This window comes from Dechloromonas denitrificans (assembly GCF_020510665.1).
Classification (GTDB): Bacteria; Pseudomonadota; Gammaproteobacteria; order Burkholderiales; family Rhodocyclaceae; genus Azonexus; species Azonexus denitrificans_B.
The window spans coordinates 41,536-65,537 of record NZ_CP075187.1 but is presented as its reverse complement, the minus strand read 5'-3'; the positions used below and the strand labels follow the sequence as shown (position 1 = coordinate 65,537).

The 24,002-nt window shown below is 59.5% G+C and carries 22 protein-coding genes and 1 riboswitch; of the genes, 16 read left to right on the top strand and 6 right to left on the bottom strand.

Going from position 1 to position 24,002, the window contains the following annotated elements; translation table 11 throughout:
- The first annotated feature begins 45 nt into the window (after window positions 1-45).
- The 5 genes from KI614_RS00265 to KI614_RS00245 all read left to right on the top strand — a co-directional run bounded on the left by KI614_RS00265 (window position 46) and on the right by KI614_RS00245 (window position 4,803).
- The gene (locus tag KI614_RS00265) at window positions 46-1,980 is read left to right on the top strand and encodes an ATP-binding cassette domain-containing protein (protein WP_226407077.1); all 1,935 of its coding nucleotides are present in this window, start codon (window positions 46-48) and stop codon (window positions 1,978-1,980) included.
- Between the two features lie 113 nt (window positions 1,981-2,093).
- Window positions 2,094-2,630, top strand: a complete 537-nt coding sequence (locus KI614_RS00260) for a DUF2058 domain-containing protein (RefSeq protein WP_226407076.1) — start codon at window positions 2,094-2,096, stop codon at window positions 2,628-2,630.
- 122 nt (window positions 2,631-2,752) lie between these two features.
- Window positions 2,753-3,364, top strand: a complete 612-nt coding sequence (thrH, locus tag KI614_RS00255) for a bifunctional phosphoserine phosphatase/homoserine phosphotransferase ThrH (RefSeq protein ID WP_226407074.1) — start codon at window positions 2,753-2,755, stop codon at window positions 3,362-3,364.
- 6 nt (window positions 3,365-3,370) lie between these two features.
- Window positions 3,371-4,234, top strand: coding sequence for a formyltetrahydrofolate deformylase (gene purU / locus KI614_RS00250; RefSeq protein WP_226407072.1), 864 nt, complete (start codon window positions 3,371-3,373; stop codon window positions 4,232-4,234).
- Complete coding sequence (locus KI614_RS00245) at window positions 4,234-4,803, top strand: hydrolase (RefSeq protein WP_226407070.1); 570 nt, start codon at window positions 4,234-4,236, stop codon at window positions 4,801-4,803. The genes purU and KI614_RS00245 overlap by 1 nt, the downstream gene beginning before the upstream one ends.
- A gap of 102 nt (window positions 4,804-4,905) precedes the next feature.
- Here KI614_RS00245 and KI614_RS00240 read toward each other — a convergent pair whose 3' ends face one another.
- The 3 genes from KI614_RS00240 to KI614_RS00230 all read right to left on the bottom strand — a co-directional run bounded on the left by KI614_RS00240 (window position 4,906) and on the right by KI614_RS00230 (window position 7,595).
- Entirely contained in the window at window positions 4,906-6,390 is a 1,485-nt protein-coding gene (locus KI614_RS00240) for an ammonium transporter (RefSeq protein ID WP_226407068.1), read from the bottom strand.
- A gap of 10 nt (window positions 6,391-6,400) precedes the next feature.
- Entirely contained in the window at window positions 6,401-6,739 is a 339-nt protein-coding gene (gene glnK / locus KI614_RS00235; protein WP_119489942.1) for a P-II family nitrogen regulator, read from the bottom strand.
- A gap of 85 nt (window positions 6,740-6,824) precedes the next feature.
- Window positions 6,825-7,595: a TorF family putative porin gene (locus KI614_RS00230; RefSeq protein WP_203468124.1), complete on the bottom strand. Its 771-nt coding sequence runs from the start codon at window positions 7,593-7,595 to the stop codon at window positions 6,825-6,827.
- A gap of 243 nt (window positions 7,596-7,838) precedes the next feature.
- On the opposite strand from KI614_RS00230, the gene KI614_RS00225 reads away from it, so the two are divergent.
- The 3 genes from KI614_RS00225 to KI614_RS00215 are packed head-to-tail and all read left to right on the top strand — an operon-like array spanning window position 7,839 to window position 10,769.
- Window positions 7,839-8,081 (top strand): accessory factor UbiK family protein, encoded by a 243-nt coding sequence (locus KI614_RS00225; RefSeq protein ID WP_203468123.1) that lies wholly within the window; start codon window positions 7,839-7,841, stop codon window positions 8,079-8,081.
- 5 nt (window positions 8,082-8,086) lie between these two features.
- Window positions 8,087-9,577, top strand: a complete 1,491-nt coding sequence (locus KI614_RS00220) for a YifB family Mg chelatase-like AAA ATPase (RefSeq protein ID WP_226407066.1) — start codon at window positions 8,087-8,089, stop codon at window positions 9,575-9,577.
- A complete protein-coding gene (locus KI614_RS00215; RefSeq protein ID WP_226407064.1) occupies window positions 9,570-10,769 on the top strand; it encodes a multidrug effflux MFS transporter in 1,200 nt (399 codons plus the stop codon). The genes KI614_RS00220 and KI614_RS00215 overlap by 8 nt, the downstream gene beginning before the upstream one ends.
- On the opposite strand, the gene KI614_RS00210 is transcribed toward KI614_RS00215, so the two are convergent.
- Window positions 10,749-11,141 carry a rhodanese-like domain-containing protein gene (locus tag KI614_RS00210; protein ID WP_226407063.1) on the bottom strand — a complete coding sequence of 131 codons (393 nt, stop codon included), beginning with the start codon at window positions 11,139-11,141 and terminating at the stop codon, window positions 10,749-10,751. The two genes, KI614_RS00215 and KI614_RS00210, sit on opposite strands and share 21 nt — an antisense overlap.
- A gap of 88 nt (window positions 11,142-11,229) precedes the next feature.
- On the opposite strand from KI614_RS00210, the gene KI614_RS00205 reads away from it, so the two are divergent.
- The 3 genes from KI614_RS00205 to murB all read left to right on the top strand — a co-directional run bounded on the left by KI614_RS00205 (window position 11,230) and on the right by murB (window position 16,667).
- The gene (locus KI614_RS00205; protein WP_226407062.1) at window positions 11,230-11,724 is read left to right on the top strand and encodes an outer membrane protein assembly factor BamE; all 495 of its coding nucleotides are present in this window, start codon (window positions 11,230-11,232) and stop codon (window positions 11,722-11,724) included.
- A 49-nt stretch (window positions 11,725-11,773) separates the two neighbouring features.
- Window positions 11,774-11,841: riboswitch (S-adenosyl-L-homocysteine riboswitch) on the top strand.
- 72 nt (window positions 11,842-11,913) lie between these two features.
- A complete protein-coding gene (gene metH, locus KI614_RS00200; protein ID WP_226407061.1) occupies window positions 11,914-15,576 on the top strand; it encodes a methionine synthase in 3,663 nt (1,220 codons plus the stop codon).
- 77 nt (window positions 15,577-15,653) lie between these two features.
- Window positions 15,654-16,667 (top strand): UDP-N-acetylmuramate dehydrogenase, encoded by a 1,014-nt coding sequence (gene murB / locus KI614_RS00195; RefSeq protein WP_226407060.1) that lies wholly within the window; start codon window positions 15,654-15,656, stop codon window positions 16,665-16,667.
- Here murB and KI614_RS00190 read toward each other — a convergent pair.
- The gene (locus tag KI614_RS00190; protein WP_226407059.1) at window positions 16,618-17,355 is read right to left on the bottom strand and encodes an N-acetylmuramoyl-L-alanine amidase family protein; all 738 of its coding nucleotides are present in this window, start codon (window positions 17,353-17,355) and stop codon (window positions 16,618-16,620) included. The genes murB and KI614_RS00190 overlap by 50 nt on opposite strands.
- 91 nt (window positions 17,356-17,446) lie before the next feature.
- Between KI614_RS00190 and KI614_RS00185 the strand changes: the two genes are divergently transcribed.
- The 3 genes from KI614_RS00185 to KI614_RS00175 are packed head-to-tail and all read left to right on the top strand — an operon-like array spanning window position 17,447 to window position 22,020.
- A complete protein-coding gene (locus tag KI614_RS00185; protein WP_226407058.1) occupies window positions 17,447-17,809 on the top strand; it encodes a cupin domain-containing protein in 363 nt (120 codons plus the stop codon).
- 42 nt (window positions 17,810-17,851) lie between these two features.
- A complete protein-coding gene (locus KI614_RS00180; RefSeq protein ID WP_226407057.1) occupies window positions 17,852-18,421 on the top strand; it encodes a hypothetical protein in 570 nt (189 codons plus the stop codon).
- 23 nt (window positions 18,422-18,444) lie between these two features.
- Window positions 18,445-22,020: a PAS domain S-box protein gene (locus tag KI614_RS00175; protein ID WP_226407056.1), complete on the top strand. Its 3,576-nt coding sequence runs from the start codon at window positions 18,445-18,447 to the stop codon at window positions 22,018-22,020.
- An 18-nt stretch (window positions 22,021-22,038) separates the two neighbouring features.
- Here KI614_RS00175 and KI614_RS00170 read toward each other — a convergent pair whose 3' ends face one another.
- A complete protein-coding gene (locus KI614_RS00170) occupies window positions 22,039-22,368 on the bottom strand; it encodes a DUF1840 domain-containing protein (RefSeq protein WP_226407055.1) in 330 nt (109 codons plus the stop codon).
- A gap of 83 nt (window positions 22,369-22,451) precedes the next feature.
- Here KI614_RS00170 and KI614_RS00165 point away from each other — a divergent pair, with 83 nt between their 5' ends.
- Window positions 22,452-23,102, top strand: coding sequence for a class I SAM-dependent methyltransferase (locus KI614_RS00165; RefSeq protein ID WP_226407053.1), 651 nt, complete (start codon window positions 22,452-22,454; stop codon window positions 23,100-23,102).
- 3 nt (window positions 23,103-23,105) lie between these two features.
- Window positions 23,106-23,999, top strand: a complete 894-nt coding sequence (locus KI614_RS00160; RefSeq protein ID WP_226407051.1) for an ROK family protein — start codon at window positions 23,106-23,108, stop codon at window positions 23,997-23,999.
- The last annotated feature ends 3 nt before the right edge of the window (window positions 24,000-24,002 follow it).

Sequence of the window (24,002 nt, the reverse complement as noted above, 5' to 3'; positions counted from 1 at the left end):
TATCAGCCCGCCGCTATAATTCGCCGCCAAATCAATGTTGCTGCCATGATCGCCCTCCGCCAAGTCACTTTCGCCCGCGCCGGCCGCCCGCTGGTCGTCGACGCCTCCGTCCAACTCCACACCGGCTGGAAAGTGGGTGTCGTCGGAGCCAACGGCTGCGGCAAATCCAGCCTGTTCGCACTGCTCTCCGGGGAACTGCACGCCGAATCCGGCGATGTCGAACTGCCGGCCAGCTGGCATATCGCCCGCGTCACACAGGAAACACCGGCACTGCCCGATGCTGCGCTCGATTTCGTGCTTGATGGCGACGTTGAATTGCGCCGCGTCGAACGCGAACTGGCAGCGGCCGAAGCCCGTGGCGACGGCGAAGCCATCGGCCACCTGCACGCCCGCTACGGCGAAATCGACGGCTATTCAGCCAAGGCCCGGGCAGCCGAGGTGCTGCATGGCCTGGGTTTCAAGGACGCCGATTTCTCCCGGCCGGTAGCCGAGTTTTCCGGCGGCTGGCGGGTGCGTCTGAATCTGGCCCGCGCCCTGTCCTGCCGTGCCGACTTGTTGTTGCTCGACGAACCGACCAACCACCTCGATCTGGATGCCGTGTTCTGGCTTGAAAGCTGGCTGAAGAACACGCCCGCCACGCTGCTGCTGATTTCCCACGACCGCGATTTTCTCGACGCCGTGGTCGGCCAGATCATCGCCATCGACCTCCAGCGCCTGAGCCTGACCAGCGGCGGTTACTCCGACTACGAACGCGCCCGCGCCGCCCGTCTGGCCGCCCAGCAATCGGCTTTTGAAGCCCAGCAGCGCGTCGTTGCCCACCTCAACAGCTTCATCGAACGCTTCCGCGCCAAGGCGACCAAGGCACGTCAGGCACAAAGCCGGATCAAGATGCTGGAACGCATGGAAACCGTTGCCGCAGCTCACGTCGATTCGCCTTTCCATTTCAGCTTTCGCGAGCCGAGCGCCCTGCCCGACCCCTTGCTGACCATTGAAAAAGCCTCTGCCGGCTATGTCGACCGCAAGATTCTCGACAACATCTCGATGACGCTGCGCCCCGGTTGCCGCATTGGCCTGCTTGGCCGCAACGGGGCCGGCAAATCGACGCTGATCAAACTACTGGCCGGAGCCATCGAACAATCGCACGGCGAACGCAAGGAAGCCAAGGCACTCAACATCGGTTACTTCGCCCAGCACCAGCTCGAACAACTGCGCCTGGACGAATCGCCGCTGCAACATCTGGTGCGCCTTGAACCGACGACGCCGGAACAGGAATTGCGCGACTACATCGGCGGTTTCGATTTCCGCGGCGACATGGCGATGCGTGCCATCGAACCTTTCTCCGGCGGCGAAAAATCACGTCTGGCACTGGCTCTGCTGATCCGTACCAAGCCCAATCTGCTGCTACTCGACGAGCCGACCAACCACCTTGACCTGGAAATGCGCGAAGCACTGACTTTCGCGCTGCAGGATTACGAAGGCGGTGTTGTTTTCGTTTCGCACGACCGTCACCTGCTGCGCACCTGTGCCGACGACCTGCTGCTCGTTGCCGACGGCAAGGCGGTGGCCTTTGATGGTGATCTGGACGACTACGCCGCCTGGCTGGCCGCCCAGCGCAATGCCGAGCGTGCAGCCGAACCCGATGTCGCCGCCGAGAAAAACGAGCGCCTGCAACAACGGGCCGATGCCAAGGCCAGCCGTCAGGCCGTGCTCGCCCAGCGCAGGCCGCTGGTCAAGGAAATCGAACAGCTGGAAAAGAAGCTGGCCAAGTGGAATGAGGAAAAAGCGGCGCTCGAAACGCAATTCGCCGATCCGGAGTTCTATGCCGCGACCACAGAAACAACGGCTGGCCCCAGGGTCGACCGCGCCAAAAGTGAAGAAATGCACAAACAGGCCGGCTGGCTTGGCGAGCAGATCGACGAGGCCGAAATGCGCTGGCTGGAGGTCCACGAAGCACTGGAAGCACTGCCGGCCGTCGACTGATCAGCGCAAATTTCGATGCCCGGAACAGGACGGCAAGGGGCTTTTGTTATGCTGCCGCTTTTCACCGGCCTCCGCCTAAGCTGGCGATAAACCTATATTTTGGAGTGGCAGACATGGCCTCCTTGCAAGAACAGTTTTTGAAAGCCGGTCTGGTCGACAAAAAGAAAGTCCGACAGGCCAACCACGAGAAAACCAACCAAAAGAAGGACGAGCGCCGCAGCGGTACGCAAAGCGTTGATGAAATCCGTCTGGCAGCGCTCGAAACACAGCGCAAGAATGCCGAACGGGCGCGCGAGCTGAATGCCCAGCGCGATGCCGCAGCCCGGCAAAAAGCTATCGCTGCGCAGATCGTCCAGATGATTCAGCAGAATCGCCAGGGCAAGGGCGGTGGCGACATCGCCTACAACTTCACGCACGACAACAAGATCAAGCGGATTTATGTTTCTGCCGCGGTGCAGGCGCATCTGGTTGCCGGACGGCTGGTCATTGTCTGCCAGGGCGAGACCACCGAACTGGTGCCACGGGTCATTGCCGACAAGATCGCCGAACGCGATGCTTCGCTCATCGTGCGGGTCAACAAGACCAGCAACGAAGTCGAGGCGGACGATCCGTATGCCGACTTCAAGATCCCTGACGATTTGATGTGGTAAATCCGGATTGATCGGTGCCTGACGCAGGCCCGATCAATCGATAAAAGCCGTACAAAGCAGGCAAAAACCCGCCTTGCATCGGGTAAAATCCCGTTTTTCCGACTATTCCGCAGGAGCCCACCGTGAAAATCGTCTGCCTTGACCTCGAAGGGGTCCTTGTTCCCGAAATCTGGATCGAATTCTCCAAGCGTACCGGCATTCCCGAACTGATGCGCACGACGCGCGAAGAGCCGGATTACGACAAGCTGATGAGCTACCGCCTGAATATCCTGCGTGAGCACAGGCTCGGCCTGCCGGACATCCAGAAAGTGATCGCCGAAATGGGTCCGATGGACGGCGCCCGTGCCTTCCTCGACCAGCTGCGCGAGGATTATCAGGTCATCATCCTGTCCGACACTTTCTACGAATTCGCCCACCCGCTGATGCGCCAACTGGGCTGGCCGACGCTGTTCTGCCATTCGCTCGAAGCCGACGCCTCCGGCATGCTGGTCAATTACCACCTGCGCATGCCGAACCAGAAGCAGGAAGCCGTTCAGCGCTTCAAGGAACTGAATTTCACCATCGTCGCGGCCGGTGATTCGTACAACGACACCGCGATGCTCGGCGAAGCCCACGGCGGCATCCTGTTCCATCCGCCGGAAAACGTCATCCGCGAATTCCCGCAGTTCCCGGTGGTGCTCAACTACGACGCGCTGCGCGCCGAAATCGACAAGGCTTTCGCCAAGGCAGCTTAAGGCAACATGCACAACGACCGTTTCTACACGCTTTCCGCTTCCTGTCCCGACCAGGTCGGCATCATCGCCAAAGTGTCCGGCTTCATTGCCGGTCAGGGCGGCTGGATTCTTGAGTCCAGCTTCCATTCCGATGCGCTGACCAACCGCTATTTCATGCGGCTGGAGATCAAGGCCAGTTCGCTGCCCTGCCTGCTGGCCGAGTTCCGCGAACGTTTCCGGACGGAAGTTGCGGAGCCCTTGTCAATGGACTGGCGGATCAATGACAGCGCCATCAAGAAACGTGTCGTCGTGCTGGTTTCCAAGCAGGAACACTGCCTTTACGACCTGCTGGCCCGCTGGCAGGCCAAGGAACTCGACATCGAGATTCCCTGTGTTATCTCCAATCACGACACCTTCCGCGGTTTCGTCGAGTGGCACGGCATCCCCTTCCACCATGTACCGGTGACCGCCGACAACAAGCAAGGGGCTTACGCCGAAATCCAGCGCATCTTCGACGACGTGCGCGGCGATACGATGGTCCTGGCGCGCTACATGCAGATCCTGTCACCGGAACTGTGTGATGCGCTGCCCGGCAAGATCATCAACATCCATCACTCCTTCCTGCCCAGCTTCGCCGGTGCCAAGCCCTACCATCAGGCGTACACCCGTGGCGTCAAGCTGATCGGCGCAACCTGCCATTACGTGACCAGCGAGTTGGATGCCGGCCCGATCATCGAGCAGGACGTCATCCGCATCGACCATTCGGATTCGCCGGACGACATGGTGCGCTACGGCAAGGATGCCGAAAAAACCGTGCTGGCACGTGGCCTGCGTTACCACCTGGAAGACCGGGTGCTGGTGCACGGCAACAAGACGGTCGTCTTCCGCTGATGCTGATCCGGCGCGACGACTCCCTGCTGCTGGTCGTCGATCTCCAGCAAAAGCTGGCGCCGGCCATTTTTGAGGGCGAGCAGGCCATCGCCAACAGCGTTCGCCTCCTGAATGGCGCTCGCCAGCTGGGTGTTCCCGGCTTTGTCTCGGAACAATATGTGCGCGGCCTCGGCCCCAGTATCGCTGCCATTCGCGATGCCGCAATGGCCGAAACCACGGCAGATACCACGGTCAACGTCCGTTTTTTCGAGAAAACGCACTTTTCCTGCGCCGCTGAACCCGGCGTCACCGAATTGCTGCGCAGTACCCATCGGTCACAGGTCATCCTGACCGGGACGGAAACCCACGTCTGCGTGCTGCAAACCGCATTCGGCCTGCTCGACGCAGGCTTTGAGGTTTATCTTGTCGCCGATGCCTCTTCTTCCCGGACGGCGGCAAACCGGCAGTTCGCCATCGAGCGCATGCGTGCTGCCGGAATCGGTATCGTGACGACCGAAATGGTTCTCTTCGAATGGCTGCATCGAGCCGGCACCGATGAGTTCCGCGCCCTACTCCCACTGATCAAGTAAGCGCCGGGTCTGGCCGCCATGGGCTGCCCGTAGCGATGAATTCCGGACAAAAAAACGGGCACCCGAAGGTGCCCGAAGGGAGAGAGCAAAAAACCGTTTGAATTAGTGGTGGTAAGCCGTTTCACCGTGCGAGGTGAGGTCGAGACCTTCACGCTCTTCGTCTTCCGGCACACGCAGACCAATCACGATATCAACCAGTTTGAAGGCGACGATGGAGACCACGCCGGACCAGACCACGACGGTACCGACGCCCCACAGCTGGCTGATCACTTGTGCCGTCATGTCGTAAGGACCGACTGCATTGGCGACGTAGTCATAGACGCCTGTACCACCCAGTGCCGGGTCAGCGAAGACACCGGTCAGGATCGCACCGAGGATACCGCCGACGCCATGGACGCCGAAAACATCGAGCGAGTCGTCGATACCGAGCAGCTTCTTCAGGCCATTGACACCCCACAGACAAACCACGCCACCCAGCAGGCCGATGACGATCGAGCCCATCACGCCGACAAAACCGGCCGCCGGAGTAATTGCTACCAGACCGGCAACGGCACCGGAAGCGGCACCCAGCATGGAAGGCTTGCCCTTCAGGATCCATTCGGCACACATCCAGGAGAGTGCAGCACACGACGTGGCAACCCAGGTGTTGACCATGGCCAGAGCAGCGCCGCCGGAGGCTTCGAGTGCAGAGCCGGCGTTGAAGCCGAACCAGCCGAACCACAGCAGGGAAGCACCGATCATCGTGAAGGTCAGGGAGTGCGGGGCCATCGAAACATTGCCCAGGCCAGTACGCTTGCCAATCAACCAGGCACCAACCAGACCGGCAACAGCGGCGTTGATGTGCACCACGGTACCGCCGGCAAAGTCGAGCGCACCCTTCTGGAACAGGAAACCAGCCGTCTTGGCAGCCGCTTCACCAGCCGCAGCATCGATGTAGGCATCCGGACCCGCCCAATACCAGACCATGTGAGCCATCGGAATGTAGGACAGCGTGAACCAGATGATCATGAAGACCAGGATCGCGGCAAACTTGGCACGCTCAGCAAAGGCACCAACGATCAGACCACAGGTAATCGCTGCGAAAGCGCCCTGGAAGATCACGAAAGCCAGCTCGGAGATAACGACACCCTTGGAGAAGGTCGCGCCCACCGATTCGACTGTCACACCCTTGAGGAAGAGCTTGTCGAGCACGCCAAAGAACTCGTTACCTTCGGTGAATGCGGCGGAATAGCCGTAGATCACCCAGAGAACGGAAATCAGCGAGAAGGTGACGAACACCTGCATCAGCACCGACAACATGTTCTTGGTGCGCACCAGGCCACCGTAGAACAGGGCCAAACCCGGAATCGACATCAGGATGACCAGTGCAGCACTGATCATGACCCAGGCGTTGTCACCCTTGTTGGGAACCAAGGGCGCAGCAGCCGGAGCGGCTGCCGGGGTAGCTGCGGGTGCAGCTGCAGCGACAGCCGCAGGAGCTGCAACGGCGGCGGCGACCGGAGCCGCCGCTTCCTTTTCTTCAGCCCAGGCCGGCGCGCCGAAGGTAACGGCACCGACCAGAGCAAGCAATGCAAATAGGCGTTTCATGGTTTGCTCCTTAAAGGGCATCGGTACCGGTTTCGCCGGTCCGGATACGAACAACCTGTTCAACGTCGAAGACAAAAATCTTGCCGTCACCGATCTTGCCGGTACTGGCCGATTTCTCGATCGCTTCGATCACCTGATCCAGCTGCTCGCTCTTCACGGCAGCCTCAATTTTCACTTTCGGCAGAAAATCGACGACATATTCAGCGCCCCGATACAGTTCGGTATGCCCTTTTTGCCGGCCGAAACCCTTCACTTCAGTGACGGTGATGCCCTGCACGCCAATGGCAGACAGTGCTTCACGCACTTCGTCAAGCTTGAATGGCTTGATGATGGCGGTTACGAATTTCATGAATAATTCCCCAGTAGATTGTTAGCTTGTTTTCCACCGCCGGTGCCGGCCGGGTCACCCACGGTGGGAAAAGGCTTAAGTCAAATTAAAAAGTTTTGGTGAAAGACGCTGCCAGAACGCCCTTGGATGCATCCTTGGTTGCCCAGTTGTAGGCTTCACCGGATTTACCCTTGGCCGTGGTATCGGTGTAAGCCAGACCCACGACACCGAAACCAACATCCTTGGTAGCGCCCAGCTTCCAGTCGGTATAGGAAGCAGCACCGTAGTTCTTGATGTTCTGACGACCGAGGTGAGCGATCAGGTTGAATGTTTCATCAACCGGGTAGGTCACCGTCAGGTCGGTGTAGTTGGAACCTTGCGTCTTCGCATCGGCCGCAGTACCACCCCAGTTGAAAATGCTGTTGGAAACAACGTGGTTGTACTTCAGGCTGACGATCTTCCAGCTACCACCGATATATGCTTCGGTCGTGTTTGCCGTCACACCAGCGGCGCCCTGGAACTGACCGGGGTAGAAGTAACGAATGGCACCGACGTCATAACCGAAATCACCGATAGCACCCTTGTAGCCGCCGTAAAGGTCGAGCTCGACACGGTTACCCTTCTGAACCTGGAGATCCTTGCGGTCGGTCCATTCAATCGAAGAACCCCAGGCGCCGATATACAGGCCGCTCGAATGGGCATAGTCGACACCGGCTTGCAGGGCTGGCTGGTGCTGGCTCTGGCTGATACCGCGGAAAACGTAGTCGGAAACGACGCCAACATTGGCGGTCAGGGCCGGAGCCGGGGCAGCATCTTCGGCGAAGGCCGGAACAGCAAAGGCACTAACCAGAGCCAGGGCAATCAGTGATTTCTTCATGGTTTCTCTCCTGCAAGCAAAATAAAATAAACAAAAATGTTTTATGCAACTCAACAGTAGCAGGAGGCGTGCCAGGCTCGTTTTTGATCAAAATCAAACGATCTCCCCACGATTGCGGCCCCCAAGCGAATAGGGGCGCACCAATCGAGTGCGTAGACTTTATTGCCCGCACCACCGACGAGCGGCCATCCTGAAAAGTGACTTACGCCGCTGTGTTACACTGGCCAATCACGGAGGAACCTCATGCTCGACCCCAAAACCATGGAAGAAATCGGCGCCAAGATGAGCGCCCTGCTGGCCAGCTCACCTGCCAAGGACATCGAAAGAAACGCCAAGGCCGTCATGAGCGGCATGTTTTCCAAGCTTGATCTGGTCACCCGCGAAGAGTTTGATATCCAGGCTCAGGTGCTGGCCCGCACCCGCGAGAAGCTCAAACAACTCGAAGCCCGTGTCGAGGCCCTGGAAAAAGCCCGCTCGGGCGAGTAATCCACATGGCGCTAGCCGTCGCTCACAGCCGAGGGCTTGACGGTCTCAACGCCCCGCCGGTCATCGTCGAGGTTCATCTGGCCAGTGGCCTGCCCAGTTTTGCACTGGTCGGTCTGCCGGATACCGAAGTCAAGGAAGCGCGCGACCGCGTGCGCGCAGCCATCGTCAATTCCGGCTTTGAATTCCCGGGCAAGCGCATCACGGTCAACCTTGCCCCGGCCGATTTACCGAAAGAGTCGGGCCGTTTCGATCTGCCGATCGCCCTCGGTATCCTTGCTGCCAGCGGCCAGATTCCGGCCCGCGCACTGGCTGATTACGAATTTGCCGGCGAACTGTCTCTTTCCGGTGAATTACGTCCGGTTCGCGGCGCACTGGCCATGGCGCTCCAGACAGGCCAGGGCAAGGCCTTCATCCTGCCCGAAAGCAGCGCCCACGAAGCCGCCCTGACCGGGAGCGATCATATTTTTGCTGCCCGCTCCCTGCTTGAAGTCTGCGCACACCTGGGCGGCCAGCAGGCTTTGCCCCGAGCTGTCGCGGTCGACGACAGAAAAGCGCCTGTTTTCCCCGATTTGAGTGAAGTACGCGGTCAGACACAAGCCAAACGTGTGCTGGAAATCGCTGCCGCTGGAAATCACTCGCTACTGATGATCGGTCCGCCTGGCTCAGGAAAATCGATGCTTGCGGCCCGCCTGCCCGGCCTGATGCCGGCCCTCGATCCCGATGCGGCCCGCAGTTCGGCAGCCGTGCTGTCCCTCACCGGCCTGTTTCGACCAGAAAATTTCGGCGTCCGCCCCTATCGCCAGCCCCATCACACGGCATCTGCTGTTGCGCTGGTTGGCGGCGGCAACCCACCTCGCCCGGGTGAAATCAGCCTGGCGCATCAGGGCGTGCTTTTTCTCGACGAATTGGTCGAATTTGATCGCAAGGTCCTCGAAACCCTGCGCGAACCGCTTGAGTCCGGCCGGGTGCACATTGCTCGTGCCGCCCGGCATGCTGAATTCCCTGCCGAGTTTCAGCTGATCGGGGCAATGAATCCGTGTCCATGCGGCTTCCACGGTGACAGCCAGGGAAAATGCCGGTGCACTCCCGACCAGATCGCCCGTTACCGCGGCAAGCTTTCCGGCCCGTTTCTCGACCGCATCGATCTGCTCATCGAAGTCCCCGCCCTGCCGGCCGACACGCTGGCCGAACAAGCCGCAGGAGAAGCATCGGCGACAGTTCGGGCGCGCGTTGAAACAGCGCAGGCCCGACAACGGGCTCGCCAGCACAAACCGAATGCCCGCCTGAGTGCGGCTGAAGTCGATCAGTGCTGCAGTCCCGATGAAGCCGGAAAACAGCTCCTCAAACAAGCTACCACCCGGCTCAATCTGTCGGCCCGCGCCTGGCACCGCATTCTCAAGGTTGCACGCACCATCGCCGATCTGGCCGCCAGCCAGGACATCACCGCCGCGCATATTGCCGAAGCCATCCAGTACCGCCGCCTTGCCCATGACTGAACCCAAAGCCGCGCCGCGCGGCATTGCGCTGCTGCTTGCCGCGCTCTCGGCCCTCGGGCCATTCTCGATCGACACTTACCTGCCGTCTTTCCACGACATCGCCGACAAACTCGGGGCGACGCAGCTTGAAGTCCAGCAGACGCTCTCCGCTTATTTGCTGGCCTTTGCGGTAATGACGCTATGGCATGGCGCCATTTCAGACCGCTTTGGCCGACGCCGGGTCATTCTGATCGCCCTCGCGCTGTTCGGCATTGCTTCGGCCGGCTGCGTCTTTGCGACCTGCATCGAACATCTCTGGTTCTGGCGTGCCATGCAGGGCGTGACCGCCGGAGCCGGCATCGTCATCAGCCGGGCGATTGTCCGCGATCTTTTCGATGGCCCGGCCGCCCAGCGCCTGATGTCACAAATCACCATGATGTTTGCCCTCGCCCCGGCCATTGCCCCCGTCATCGGCGGCTGGCTGCAAACCTTTTTTGGCTGGCGTTCGATTTTTGCCTTTCTTGTCCTGTCGACCGCAGCACTCTGGTTGGCCTGCTGGAAACTGCTGCCGGAAACCCTGGCGCCGGAAAAACGCCAGTCGCTACGCCCCGGCTACCTTGGCCGCACTTACTGGAAGGTATTTACCTCACCGGCCTTTCTCTTTGCCTGCGCCGCCCTGTCGCTGAATTTTGTCGGGTTCTTCATTTACGTCCTGTCGGCCCCGGTTTTCCTGATGCAGCATCTGGGCATCGCTGAAACCGGCTTCCTGTGGCTGTTCGGACCGGCCATGTGCGGACTGATGAGCGGCTCGTGGCTCTCCGGTCGACTGGCCGGAAAGCGATCCCTGAGCGGAACCATCGCACTCGGCTACGGCGTAATGGCCAGCGCCGCGACAATCAACCTCGTGTTGAATCTGGTATTGCCACCAGCCTTGCCATGGAGTGTGCTGCCGCTTTTTATTTACACCCTGGGCATGGCTTTGGCGATGCCCTGCCTGACCATCCTGGCGCTTGACCCTTTTCCCGATCAGCGCGGGCTGGCGGCGTCCTGCCAGACTTTTTTCCAGTCCGGATTCAACAGCCTGGCCGCCGGCCTGATCGCCCCGCTTCTCTGGGGATCAACCTTGACGCTGGCACTCGGCATGGGGGGCATGCTGCTGCTCGGCGGACTGGCCGCACTGGCGCACCAGAAATCACGACTGTTGCCAGGGTAGACCGCGAAAACGCCAGCCACCCAGCGTGCCGCGATGGAAATCGTCGTCAAGCGGCCCCTCGAACCCTTCCAGCACATTGATCACCTGGGTAAAACCCGCCGCTTCGAGCGCCAGGCCGGCATCGAGCGAGCGCGTACCGCTCCGGCAAATGATCAGCACCGGACGAGACAGATCCCCCTTGACCAGCCGCCGGACCTTGTCGGCAAACGCCGGGTCGATTTCCCAATCCGGCCCTTCCTGCCAGGCAACATGTTCGGCCCCAACCGGATGACCGACATACATGTGCTCAATTTCCGTCCGGCAATCAAGCAGAACGGCTTCAGGCTGCAAGCCAAGCAAGGCGTAAGCGGCGGTGGGATCGAGGCTGTGCATCGGGGAATCCGTAAATCAGGGTATGCCGATATTATGAAAGCTTGTCAGCCAAAGCGTAAACTGGGCGGATCAACGATCGGGAGAATTCATGCAACTACGTCACTGGATCAGCAACGCCCTCGGGGCCTTGCTTGCCGCCTGCCTGCCAGCCTGCGACATGGTCAATCTGCCGAACATCAAACCCGGCATCACCAGCGCCAGCGAAGTCCGCTCGCGCATGGGCAATCCCGGCTTCGAATTCAGCAACCCGGATGGCAGCGTCACCTGGGAATACAGCCGCCAGCCAAGCGGGGTGCATTGCTACATGATCACCATCGGTGGCGACCAGATCGTCCGGGCTATCGAACAGGTTCTGACCGAGACCAACTTTGCCCGCGTGCGCGATGGCATGAGTCGCGATGAAATCCGCCGCCTGCTCGGCGCGCCGGCCAGCAAAATTGTCTTCGACAACCTGGGCGAAGACATCTGGGAATGGCGCGTCGAAGGCACGCCATCGACAGAAGAAACCTATTTCATGGTGCATTTTGACCTGAAGACCGGCGGCGTTCGCAAGACCGCCAAGCGCGTGGCGATGAAAGGCTAAATAAATCAAGGCACTTGGCAGTCTTGGCAGTGGCCGGTAAACTAGCGGCTCTGCCGAGGAGCGCTGCGACCCTGAGATGGGGCCAGGCTCGGCAATGATCAACGGCGCTCGCAAACCCCAAACCGGTTTGTGGCGCCGTTCGTTTTTGCGGCGTCCCCGGTGTATTCAAGCTTTGCCGAGGTGATCCAGATGCAATCCGACCGTACCGCCGAACTATCCGCCCTGCTCCAGCAACGCCTGCTCGTCCTCGACGGCGCCATGGGCACCATGATCCAGCGCCACGGGTTGCAGGAAGCCGACTACCGCGGCACGCGGTTTGCCGATCACGCGCACGACCTCAAGGGCAATAACGACCTGCTGGTCCTGACCCGGCCGGACGTGATTGGCGGCATTCACCGCGAATACCTCGAAGCCGGTGCCGACATTCTCGAAACCTGCACCTTCAATTCGACCGCCGTCTCGCAAGCCGACTACAAGCTTGAAGCCATCGTCTACGAACTGAATTTTGAAGGCGCCGCGCTGGCCCGCCGGCTGTGCGACGAATTCACCGCCGCCAACCCGGCCAAGCCGCGTTTCGTCGCCGGCGTCCTCGGCCCGACCAGCCGCACCGCCTCGATCTCGCCGGACGTCAATGATCCGGGCTACCGCAATGTCACCTTCGATGCGCTGGTCACCGACTACGTCGAAGCGATCAGGGGCCTGGTTGAAGGCGGCGCCGACATCCTGCTCGTCGAAACCGTCTTCGACACGTTGAATGCCAAGGCGGCGCTGTTCGCCATCGAGCAATTCTTCGACAACGCCGGCCGCCGCTGGCCGGTGATGATTTCCGGCACGATTACAGATGCTTCCGGCCGCACCCTCTCCGGCCAGACGGCCGAAGCTTTCTGGAATTCACTGAACCACGTCAAGCCGCTCTCCTTCGGCCTGAACTGCGCACTGGGCGCCAACGAACTGCGCCAGTACGTCGAGGAACTTTCCCGCGTTTGCGACTGCTTCGTCTCGGCCCACCCGAATGCCGGCCTGCCGAATGCCTTCGGCGGCTACGACGAAACGCCCGAAATGTTGGCCGACGAGATCGAAAGCTGGGCCAAGACAGGCATCGTCAATATCGTCGGCGGCTGCTGCGGCACCTCGCCGGATCACATTCGCGTCATCGCCGAGCGTGTTGCTGCGGTCAACCCGCGAAAAGTGCCGGAAATCGAGAAGAAGCTGCGTCTCTCCGGCCTTGAACCGTTCAATGTCGGCGCCGATTCCCTTTACGTGAATGTCGGCGAGCGGACCAACGTTACCGGCTCGAAAGCCTTCGCCCGGATGATCCTCGAAGGCCGCTTCGACGATGCACTGGCCGTCGCCCGCCAACAGGTCGAGAACGGCGCCCAAGTGATCGACATCAACATGGACGAGGCGATGCTCGATTCGCTCGCCGCGATGGACAAGTTCCTCAAGTTGATCGCCTCCGAGCCGGATATTTCGCGTGTGCCGATCATGATCGACTCGTCGAAATGGGAAGTCATCGAGGCCGGCCTGAAGTGCATCCAGGGCAAGGGCATCGTCAATTCCATCTCGATGAAGGAAGGCGAAGCCAAGTTCCTTGAGCAGGCCAAGCTGGCCCGCCGCTACGGCGCTGCAGTGATCGTCATGGCCTTCGACGAAAAGGGCCAGGCCGACACCTTCGCCCGCAAGACCGAGATTTCCAAGCGCGCCTACGAACTGTTGCTGAGCATCGGCTTCCCGGCCGAAGACATCATCTTCGACCCAAATATTTTCGCCATCGCCACCGGTATTCCGGAACACGACAACTACGCCGTCGATTTCATCGAATCGGTCCGCTGGATCAAGCAAAACCTGCCGCACGCCCACATTTCAGGCGGCGTTTCCAACGTGTCGTTCAGCTTCCGTGGCAACGATCCGGTGCGTGAAGCGATCCACACCGTTTTCCTTTACCACGCCATCCAGAACGGTATGACCATGGGCATCGTCAATGCCGGCATGCTCGGTGTGTACGACGATCTTGAGCTGGAACTGCGCAACAAGGTCGAGGACGTCGTCTTGAACCGCCATCCGGGCGCCGGCGAGGCGCTGGTCGATTTCGCCCAGACCGTCAAGGAAGGCAAGGCCAAGGACAGCGGCCCGGATCTTTCGTGGCGCGAACAGTCGGTCGAAAAGCGCCTGGAACACGCCCTCATTAAAGGCATCACCGATTTCGTCGTGGCCGATACGGAAGAGGTGCGCGCCCAGCTCGAAGCCGCCGGCAAGCCGCCGCTCGCCGTCATCGAAGGCCCGCTGATGGCCGGCATGAACCATGTCGGCGACCTGTTCGGCGCCGGCAAGATGTTCCTGCCGCAGGTCGTCAAGTCGGCCCGCGTCATGAAACAGGCAGTCGCCCACCTGCTGCCCTACATCGAGGCGGAAAAGAGCCGCACCGGCCTCGGCTCCAAGGGCAAGATCCTGATGGCTACCGTTAAAGGCGACGTGCACGACATCGGCAAGAACATCGTCGGCGTCGTCCTCGGCTGCAATGGCTACGACGTCGTCGACCTCGGCGTCATGGTCTCCTGCGACAACATCCTGAAGGCGGCCCTCGAACACCGTGTCGATATCATCGGTCTGTCCGGCCTGATCACCCCGTCGCTCGAGGAAATGGCCCACGTCGCCAGCGAAATGCAGCGCCTGAACATGAAGCAGCCGCTGCTGATCGGCGGCGCGACGACCAGCCGCGCCCATACCGCGATCAAGATCGCCCCCAATACCGAAGGTGCCGTGGTCTACGTGCCCGATGCCTCGCGCGCCGTCGGCGTCGCCACCAAGCTGCTGTCCACCGACCAGCGCGATGGCTACATGGCCGAAATCGTTGCCGAGTACGAAACCGTGCGCGCCGAGCATGCCGGCCGCAAGGGCGCCACATTGGTCACGCTGGCCGAAGCCCGGGCCAACCGTTTCACGTGGAACGAGGTTCATACCCCGGTTACTCCGAAGCAGCCGGGCCGTCATTCGCTGAACATCGATCTCGACAAACTGGTGCCGTATATCGATTGGTCGCCCTTCTTCCAAAGCTGGGATCTGGCGGGTCGCTATCCAGCCATTCTGCAGAACGAGCTTGTCGGTGAAACGGCTCGCCAGCTTTTTGCCGATGCCCAAGCCATGCTGGGCAAAATCGTCGCCGAACGATGGTTGACCGCGAAAGCCGTGTTCGGCCTCTATCCGGCACGTGGCGAGAACGAGGACATCGTGCTCTACACCGACGAGTCGCGCAGCGAAGAACTGGCGCGTTGGGTCGGTTTGCGCCAGCAACACAAACAGCCGAAGGGACGCTTCAATGTCGCGCTGGCCGATTTCGTCGGCCAAAATGACTATGCCGGCGCCTTTGCCGTGACGGCTGGCCTGGGGATCGACGAACACGTCGCAGCATTCGAAAAAGCCAATGACGACTATTCGGCAATCATGCTCAAATCTCTCGCCGACCGTCTGGCCGAAGCCGCTGCTGAATGGCTCCACGCTGAAGTACGCACTCACTACTGGGGCTATTCGACGGATGAAAAGCTGGATAACGATGCGCTGATCAACGAGCAATACCAGGGCATCCGCCCGGCCCCCGGTTATCCGGCCTGCCCGGATCACACGGCCAAGCGCACCCTGTTTGCCTTGCTCGACGCTCCCGCCAACGCCGGCATGCATCTCACCGAATCCTGCGCGATGACGCCTGCAGCGGCCGTTTCCGGCTTCTACATCGGACACCCGGCAGCCAGCTACTTTGCCATTCCGAAAATCGGCCGTGACCAGCTCGACGATTGGACTGAGCGCAAAGGCATGACGCAGAAGGATGCCGAATACTGGCTGGCCCCCCTGCTTTGATCGGCCGAGCCAAACTGCGGTCGAGCCAACGTCGACCGCAGCTTTTGTTTGCTTGAGCAAGCTTTGCCCAAAGATCCATGACCATCCAGCACAATGTCGACCTCCGCGCCTTCAACACCCTGGCCCTTCCCGGGCAGGCGGCCGGCTATCTGAAAATCAGCGATCCAGCCCAGTTGACCGCCGCAATGCCGGGCAAGGAACGGCGTTTCATACTCGGTGGTGGCAGCAACCTCGTCTTGACCGGCAACTTTGATGGCCTGGTGCTGCACATGGCCATCCCTGGCAAACGCCTGCTCAAGGAAGATGCCGATGCCTGGTACATCGAAGCCGGCGCCGGTGAAAACTGGCACGACTTCGTCCAGTGGACCTTGCAACAAGGCTGGCCCGGCCTGGAGAACCTGTCGCTGATTCCCGGCACGGTCGGTGCTGCGCCCATCCAGAATATTGGTGCCTACGGTCTGGAGGCCGGCGATTGTCTTGAGTCACTCACCGCCTGGGATTTCGAAAAACAGGCATTTACCACGCTCGACCGCGATGCCAGCCGTTTTGCCTATCGTGATAGCCTGTTCAAGCAACAAGGCTGGCATTTGAGTGGCCGAATGGCGATCACCGCCGTTGTTTTCCGTCTGGCTAAAGCCTGGCAAGCCAATACACGCTACGCCGACATCACCCAGGAACTGGCGGTCCGCCAGATTGCCAACCCGACGCCACAGGATATCGCCCAAGCGGTCATTGCCGTCCGCCAGCGCAAACTCCCCGACCCGGCCCAAATACCGAATACCGGTAGTTTTTTCCACAATCCGGTCGTTGACCGCGAAAAAGCTGATCGGCTTGCCGCCGAGCATCCCACCTTGCCGCGCTACCCGCAGCCCGATGGCTGGGTCAAGCTGGCGGCCGGCTGGCTGATCGAGCAGGCGGGCTGGAAAGGCAAGCGACTCGGCCCGGTCGGAATGTATGAAAAACAGGCGCTGGTGCTGGTCAATCACGGCGGCGCAACAGGTAACGATGTCAAACAGACCATGGCTGCCGTGCAGAGCGATGTCAGGGCACGTTTTGCGGTCGACCTGACCCCGGAGCCGATTTTTCTCTGACCGACAGGCAAGCGGCGATCCCCGTTGCCAGGGCATCGGCCATCCGCGCCTGACGTTCCGGATCGAGCAGTTCGAGTTCCTCTTCGCGGTGCTTGATCACGCCGGCTTCAAACAGTACGGCCGGCAGCGTTGTGCGGTAGAGCACCACAAGATTGTCGTAGTACCACACGCCATTTTCGGCATCTGCCGCCAGGTGTTTGCGGCCGTGCCATGGCGTCGGAACAAACCCCGCACGCCGCAACTGACTGCCCATCGCCGAAGCGCAACGCAAGCTGGTTGCCAGATCGGGATTCTGGGCCGAAACAAAAATGCCGTAGCCACGCTTCACGTCGGTGTAGCTGGTTTCCTGCCCGTCCCAATCCCAGTGCTTGAGATATTGCTCGCTGATCGAGTCATGATGGATCGAGATGAAGAAGGCGCTATCCCTGGCTTGTATCGGACGCGCGACAAGACTGCCGATATCCCCGGCAAAATTCACCTTGCGCAAAGGAAATCTGCGCTGGTCGACAGCCTCGGCCAGTACCGCGGCAAATGTCTGATTGAAAGCAAACTCGCTGCGCCCGCGCGCACTGATTGCGCCAGAGTCGCGCACGCCATGGCCGACATCGATCGCAATCATCGGCAGTTCGCCGGCTTGCGCGGTCAACGCCGCCCAAAGGCCCAAAACCAGTAAGTAGATAAATCGCATGCGAGAATTATCGTGGCAAATTAAGATACCTGCCTTCAAATCATTTTGCCCGGCAACGCTGATTCCGGACCGATTCCGTTAAAACACCCCAATGCCCGCCCTGACCGTTTTCTCTGCCACCACGCCGGAACCCAGCTACGATCGGCCACGGCCGGAGCGCCTGCTGCAAGGCAATCCGCTACGCACCACGCATGAACATTTCCTGGCTGCCACGGGGCAGGTATCCGCCGGCATCTGGCAATGCGAACCTGGTGCCTGGAAAATTGCCTTTGCTCCGGGCAAAGATGAATTTTTCTGCGTCATTGAGGGGCGTTTGCGAATCACCGATGAAAACGGGCAAGCCAGCACATTCTCGGCCGGTGAAGCCTGTGTCATTCCCGGCGGCTTCACAGGAAGCTTCGAAGTGCTTGAAACCGTCCGCAAATACTACGTTTTAATAGAAAACCAGCGATAAATTGCGCTATAGTCGTTGGCCTCAGACCAGAGAATCCAGCCTATGACCGACGAGACACTTTCACCCCGCGGGACCAGTGCCCACCAGCCAGACCTGAACTGGAGCCAGGTTCGCGAAACCGTTCTGATGCTTGAACTCTCGGCAGTTCAGATCGAAACGGCCATGAAGGACAGCAATACGTCGGTCGAAGTGCTGACGGACTCCTTCACCACCATGGCCGGCTATATGCGGATGATTTCCGAAACCGTCCAGACGCTGCCCGACCAAGGTGAAGTCGGCGTGGCCAAGCAAAACCTGAGCGGCGTTTCAGACCATGTTTCCAGCATGGTGCATCAAGCCATCATCGCCTTCCAGTTCTACGACAAGCTGGTCCAGCGCCTGGCCCACGTCGGCCTCAGCCTCGGTGATCTGAGCGATCTGGTCGCTGACCGCCAGCGGCTGTTCAATCCGGGCGAATGGGTCGATCTCCAGAACCGGATCAAATCGAAATATTCGACCCGCGAAGAAATCGCCATGTTCGAAGCCGTCATGACCGGTACGCCGGTTCAGGATGCCGTCGATCAGTTCATGTCCGAGATGAAAGAAAAGAGCGACGACATCGAATTGTTCTGAGCACATAGCGGCTGCGACGCACCATGTCCCCCTCCAGCAACCTTTCGATCGAGGCTCTGGAAGAAGCACTGGCAATTGCCGGTGTTGCATGCTGGGTCTGGTCACCCGGGTCGCCCACGTCGCTACGCTCAGTCAATTTTCATCACCTGCTCGGGTGCAGCGATACGGCCCTGCCACGCAGCGCAACAGAATGGCTCGATCTCGCGCATCCGGAAGATCGCCCGAAACTTGCCGCGCTGCTCGCCCCCCCGTCAACCACGACAAGCACCGAGCGACGCAACTTCACCTTGCGCCTGCGCCATGCCTCCGGCCTGTGGTCATGGTTCGACGTCAAGACTCGTCCTCCGGCAAGCGATACCACCCCGACGATCTTCACGTTTAGCGACATCACCGAGCAAAAGCAGACCGAAGCCGCCCTGCGTGACAGCCAGTTACGCTACCGGGCCCTCTACAACACGACCCCGCTGGCCTTCATCCTGTGGAACAAGCAGGGGCACATCACCGAGTGGAATCGTCGTGCCGAGGATATTTTCGGTTGGCCGGCAGAAAAAGTCGTCGGCAAGAAAGTACATCAGTTGCTGTTGCCAGAAGATCTTCACGCCGCCTTCAGCGATTGCATCAAGGCGCTGATCCGGGGAACAGGCAATGGCAACTTTACCAGCCCGGTCATTGGCAAGAATGGCTTGCTGCTTGAGTGCGCCTGGCACAACGTGGTCTTGCGCAATCCAGGCGGAGGACTGCTCGGCATCCTCTCACTTGTCCAGGATGTGACGGAGGCGCACTCGGCCCATCTACGGCTCGAAAAAAGCGAGAAAACGTATCGCACGCTGGTGGAAACCTCGCCGGATGCCATTCTGCTGACCCGTCTGGACGGTAAGCTGCAGATGGCCAACCAACAGGCACACCAGCTATTTGGACTGAATGAGCTCGATGACCTTGACACCACCAGCATTACCGATCTGCTGTGCACCACCGGCGAGACATCAGGCCGCCCGGCATTTATTGAAAATCCCGACGAATTTGCCGGCCTGATCGCCAATTGCCAACTGCGCATGCAGCGGCGCAATGGCGAACCTTTCGAGGCGGCCATCGCATTCACCACCATTTTGGACTATCGCGGCAAGTCGACCGGGATTGTTCTCTTTGTCCGTGACGTTACGGAAAAAATCCAGGCCGAACGCGAGCTTGAGCTTCATCGCAAAGATCTGGAACGGCTGGTTCAGGAGCGCACCCTGGAACTGGAAGGCACCCGTGACTCGCTGGCCCAGATCATCGATGGCAGCCCTGTCCCGACCTTTGTGATCGATGCCAGCCATACCATTACACATTGGAACAAGGCCTGCGAACAGATCATCGGCGCTCCAGCCAGCCAGATGATCGGGACCCAAAATCAGTGGCAGGCGTTTTATCCCAATCCCAGGCCGGTGATGGCCGATCTGGTCATCGGCAAAGATGGTGACATGGTCAACCAGCTTTACGCCAACAGCTACAGTTACTCGAAACTTGTTCCTGAGGGAATCGAGTCGGAGAGTTATTTCGCCAAATTCAACCGCTGGCTTTTCTTCACTGCCGCGCCTTTGCGCAACCAGCAAAATGAAGTGATCGGCGCCATTGAAACCCTGCAGGACATTACCGAGCGCAAGCAAGCTGAAATCGCCCTGCTCGAAGCCAAGCGGCTGGCTGAAAAGGCGGCCAACGCCAAGGCCGAGTTTTTGGCCAATATGAGTCACGAAATCCGGACACCGATGAACGCCGTGATCGGCCTGGCCCACCTGCTGCTCAAAACCGATATTTCCGGCAAGCAACGGGACTATGTTTCGCGTATCCACGGCGCCGGCCAGATGCTGCTTGGCCTGATCAACGACATCCTCGACTTTTCAAAGATCGAGGCCGGTCAGATGCTGCTGGAGAATACTGAATTTCTGCTCGATGAAGTACTCGACAACGTGACGGCAGTCCTGATCCAGCGGGCGCAGGAAAAAGGGCTCGAATTGCAGTATCTGGTTGAACCGGATGTGCCCGCCAGCTTGGTCGGCGATTCGCTGCGCATGGCCCAGGTGCTGATCAATCTGATCGGCAATGCGATCAAGTTCACCGCGACCGGCTCAGTCTCGGTTTTTATCCGCCAGGTTGCGCGCCAAGGAAAACAGGTCGAACTTGAAATTTCGGTCAAGGATACCGGGATAGGCATGTCTGCCGAGCAGCAAAGCAAGCTGTTCCAGGCATTCAGTCAGGCCGACAGTTCGATCACGCGAAAATTCGGCGGAACCGGACTCGGCTTGATGATCTGCAAGCGCCTGACCGAAATGATGCAGGGTCATATCGAAGTCAGCAGCCAGCCAGGTGCTGGCAGTACCTTCATTTTTACCGTCAAGCTCGGCATCGGTGCCGCACAGGGTGATTTACTACGCCCTGGCCTGCGGCGAGCCCTGGTAGTCGATGATAATCCCCTGGCCCGGGCCGTACTCGCCAGGCTACTGGAGAAATCAGGCTGCAGTACTGTCGTCGCCGAATCAGGAAAGCAAGCACTCACCCTCCTGGAAATCTCCACACCATCGGCCTTCGATTGCATTACCATCGATTTGAACATGCCCGACATGAATGGGCTGGAACTTGCCGAAGCCATTCGTAACTTGCTTCCCAAGCCTCCCCGTTTGGTGATGGTGACCGCCAGCGACACAACAACACTCGATACCGACCCGCGCCTCGACATTTTCGACACCGTGCTCAACAAACCGGTTACGGCAGCCCAGATCAATAAATTGCTGGCAACCCGGGAAATTCACAGTCCAGGCACCACAAAGCCAATGACGGCACCTTTGGCCGGTTTACGCGTTCTGCTGGCCGAAGACATACCGACCAATCAACTGATCGCCTGCGAAATGCTTGAATCGTTTGGTGCCACGGTTGAAACCGTTGATAACGGCGAGCGGGCCCTGCACAAATTGCTCGCCGAGGGAAAGACCTACGATGTCATCCTGATGGATATCCAGATGCCGGAAATGGATGGTCTCGAAGCAACTCGAAGAATCCGGGCCAGCGGGCGCTGTCCTGGCCTGCCCATCATTGCCATGACGGCACATGCCATGGATGAAGAACGCCAGCGCTGCATGGCCGCCGGCATGAATGACTTCATCACCAAGCCGATTGATCCAGCCCTACTTCAAACCAAGCTCGCACAATGGAAACCGACAGCAGAAATGGCGCCAACACAGATGTCGACCGGGACAATCCCAATGCCCCCCGCTGAAGCACTTCCCGAATTGCCAGGCATTGATCAGGAAATCGGCTTGAAGCGGATGATGAACAAGCCAAAACTCTATGAGAAAGTCCTGCGCGACTTCCATGGACGCTTTGCGGATGAAGCAGCAGCCATCCGTAAAGCAATTGCCGGGCAGGATTTCGGTGAGGCCGAACGGCGTGCCCACAGCACCAAGGGACTGGCCGGATCAATCGGTGCCACCCGATTGCAGGAAGCAGCCCTGGCCCTGGAGCAGCAATTGCATCTTGTCCAGGCCCCGGCTGAATCGGTTTTCGAGCAATACGAACAGGCACTGACCGAAGTCATCGATGGCATTCGTACCGGTTTCGGGCTCTAGCCTTGTCGGCCTGGCCGACTAGAAAGCCTGTGGCGCTTCCCAGATGATATTGGCGTCCCGGCCGGTGCGCCCGGTTCGCTCAAGCATGTCGATCAATGGCCAGGCACGTTGGCGAAACCCAACCACCGGTGGCTTTTTCTTGCCCTTCTCATCAAGCTCCTCATCCTCCGGCGGGTCTTCCGACTGCGCCACTGCCTGACGCAGTTTTTCAGCTGCAAGCGGCATTTCCGGCGGGGTAAAAACGCCCCGTGCCGTGGTTTCCTTGCCGATCGCCTGCAACAAGGCAGCCGCCGTTTCAGCAAACATCAACACTTCACCCGTCTCACTGGAGACAAATCGGACAAGCATGCTTATTTCCTTTCACTGCCCGGCTTTCGGGTTGTCAGATCAGCCGGCAATCATGCAAAATGAACTCAAGGGGGAGAGTTCAAATGACAATACATATTACCGCCAATCCCTTGGAGACAGGGACAGATGAGCTTGAGCGCCTGGCGCTTGAGGAATGCATCAAACGCCAGCGGGTAGACCGGGAAGTTTCCGTTTTGGTCATACCGGCTGGCCGTTGTGAAGTCGCCATCAAATTTGCCCGCATGGGGGCACGCGTCACCGTGGCCGATCAGCCTGAGTTGCAGCGCGAGATTGAAGGCCGCATTCTGGCCGCCGGGCTGTCGGATGAAATCCGTTTTGTTCCTTGTGACTTCCCGGAATTTCCCGCCACAGCGCAAAACGCCCCTTTCGACCTGATCATTTCACGTCGCGGACTTTGCCACCTGCCCTACCACGAGGCAAAAACAGTCGTCAGACAAATGCTGCACCAACTCAAGATCGGCGGAAAACTTTATCTCTCGATCCTTGGTTTGCATTCGGAACTCAGCGAAGGTTATGCCGCTCGCGACCAGATCATCAACGAGCGTTTCGCCGAACTGTCGCCGGAGTTGGCCGACAAATACAACATTCGCGGCCCGGTTTCGCTTTATACCGAACGCAATCTCTTCATGTTGCTGCTTGAGGCGGGGGGCAGTGTGTTGCGCACCCTGACCACAACCTATGGCAATGTGAAGGGCATTGCTGTCCGGGTCTGAACATTGCGCATCGGCATTGACCTGGGCGGCACCAAGATCGAAATCATTGCCCTGGGCGATGATGGCCGTACTTTGTTGCGTCGCCGCACGGTAACCCCTCAGGGGGATTACATGGCAACCGTGATGACCTTGGCCGGACTCGTCGAAGCCGCCGAAGCCGAGTTGGGACGGCGCGGTAGTGTCGGTATCGGTATCCCCGGCACCGAGTCACCCACAGGCGGACTGATCAAGAATGCAAACTCGACCTGCCTGAACGGCAAGCCCCTGCGTCGCGACCTGCAAGCCGTGCTCCAGCGTGAAATCCGCCTGGCCAACGATGCCAACTGCTTTGCCTTGTCCGAAGCGGTTGACGGTAGCGGGCAAGGCGCTGAAATCGTTTTCGGCATCATCCTCGGTACAGGCGTCGGCGGCGGTATCGTCATCGATGGCAAGGTCATCCGGGGAGCCAATGCCATCAGCGGAGAATGGGGGCACAACCCCCTGCCCCTGCCGGCGCTGGATGATCTCCCCTTGCCGGATTGCTACTGCGGACGACAGGGTTGCATTGAATCCTATCTATCCGGCCCGGCGCTGGTTCGCGAGCATTTCAATCGCCACGGTCAACAGCTCGATGTTGCCGAAATCGATCGTCGGGCAAGCGCCGGTGATGCCGCGTGCGAGGGTACGCTGCAGCGCTTCGAGCAACGCCTGGGAAAGGCGCTTGCCGGGGTGATCAATATTCTTGATCCGCAAGTCATCGTTCTGGGTGGGGGGCTGTCAAAAATGACCCGGCTGTATCGGAATTTACCTGCCTGCTGCGGTCCACATATCTTTTCGGATGTTTTCCAGACACGTTTCGAGCCACCCAAACATGGGGATTCCTCGGGGGTCCGCGGCGCCGCATGGTTGTGGAATTGATGG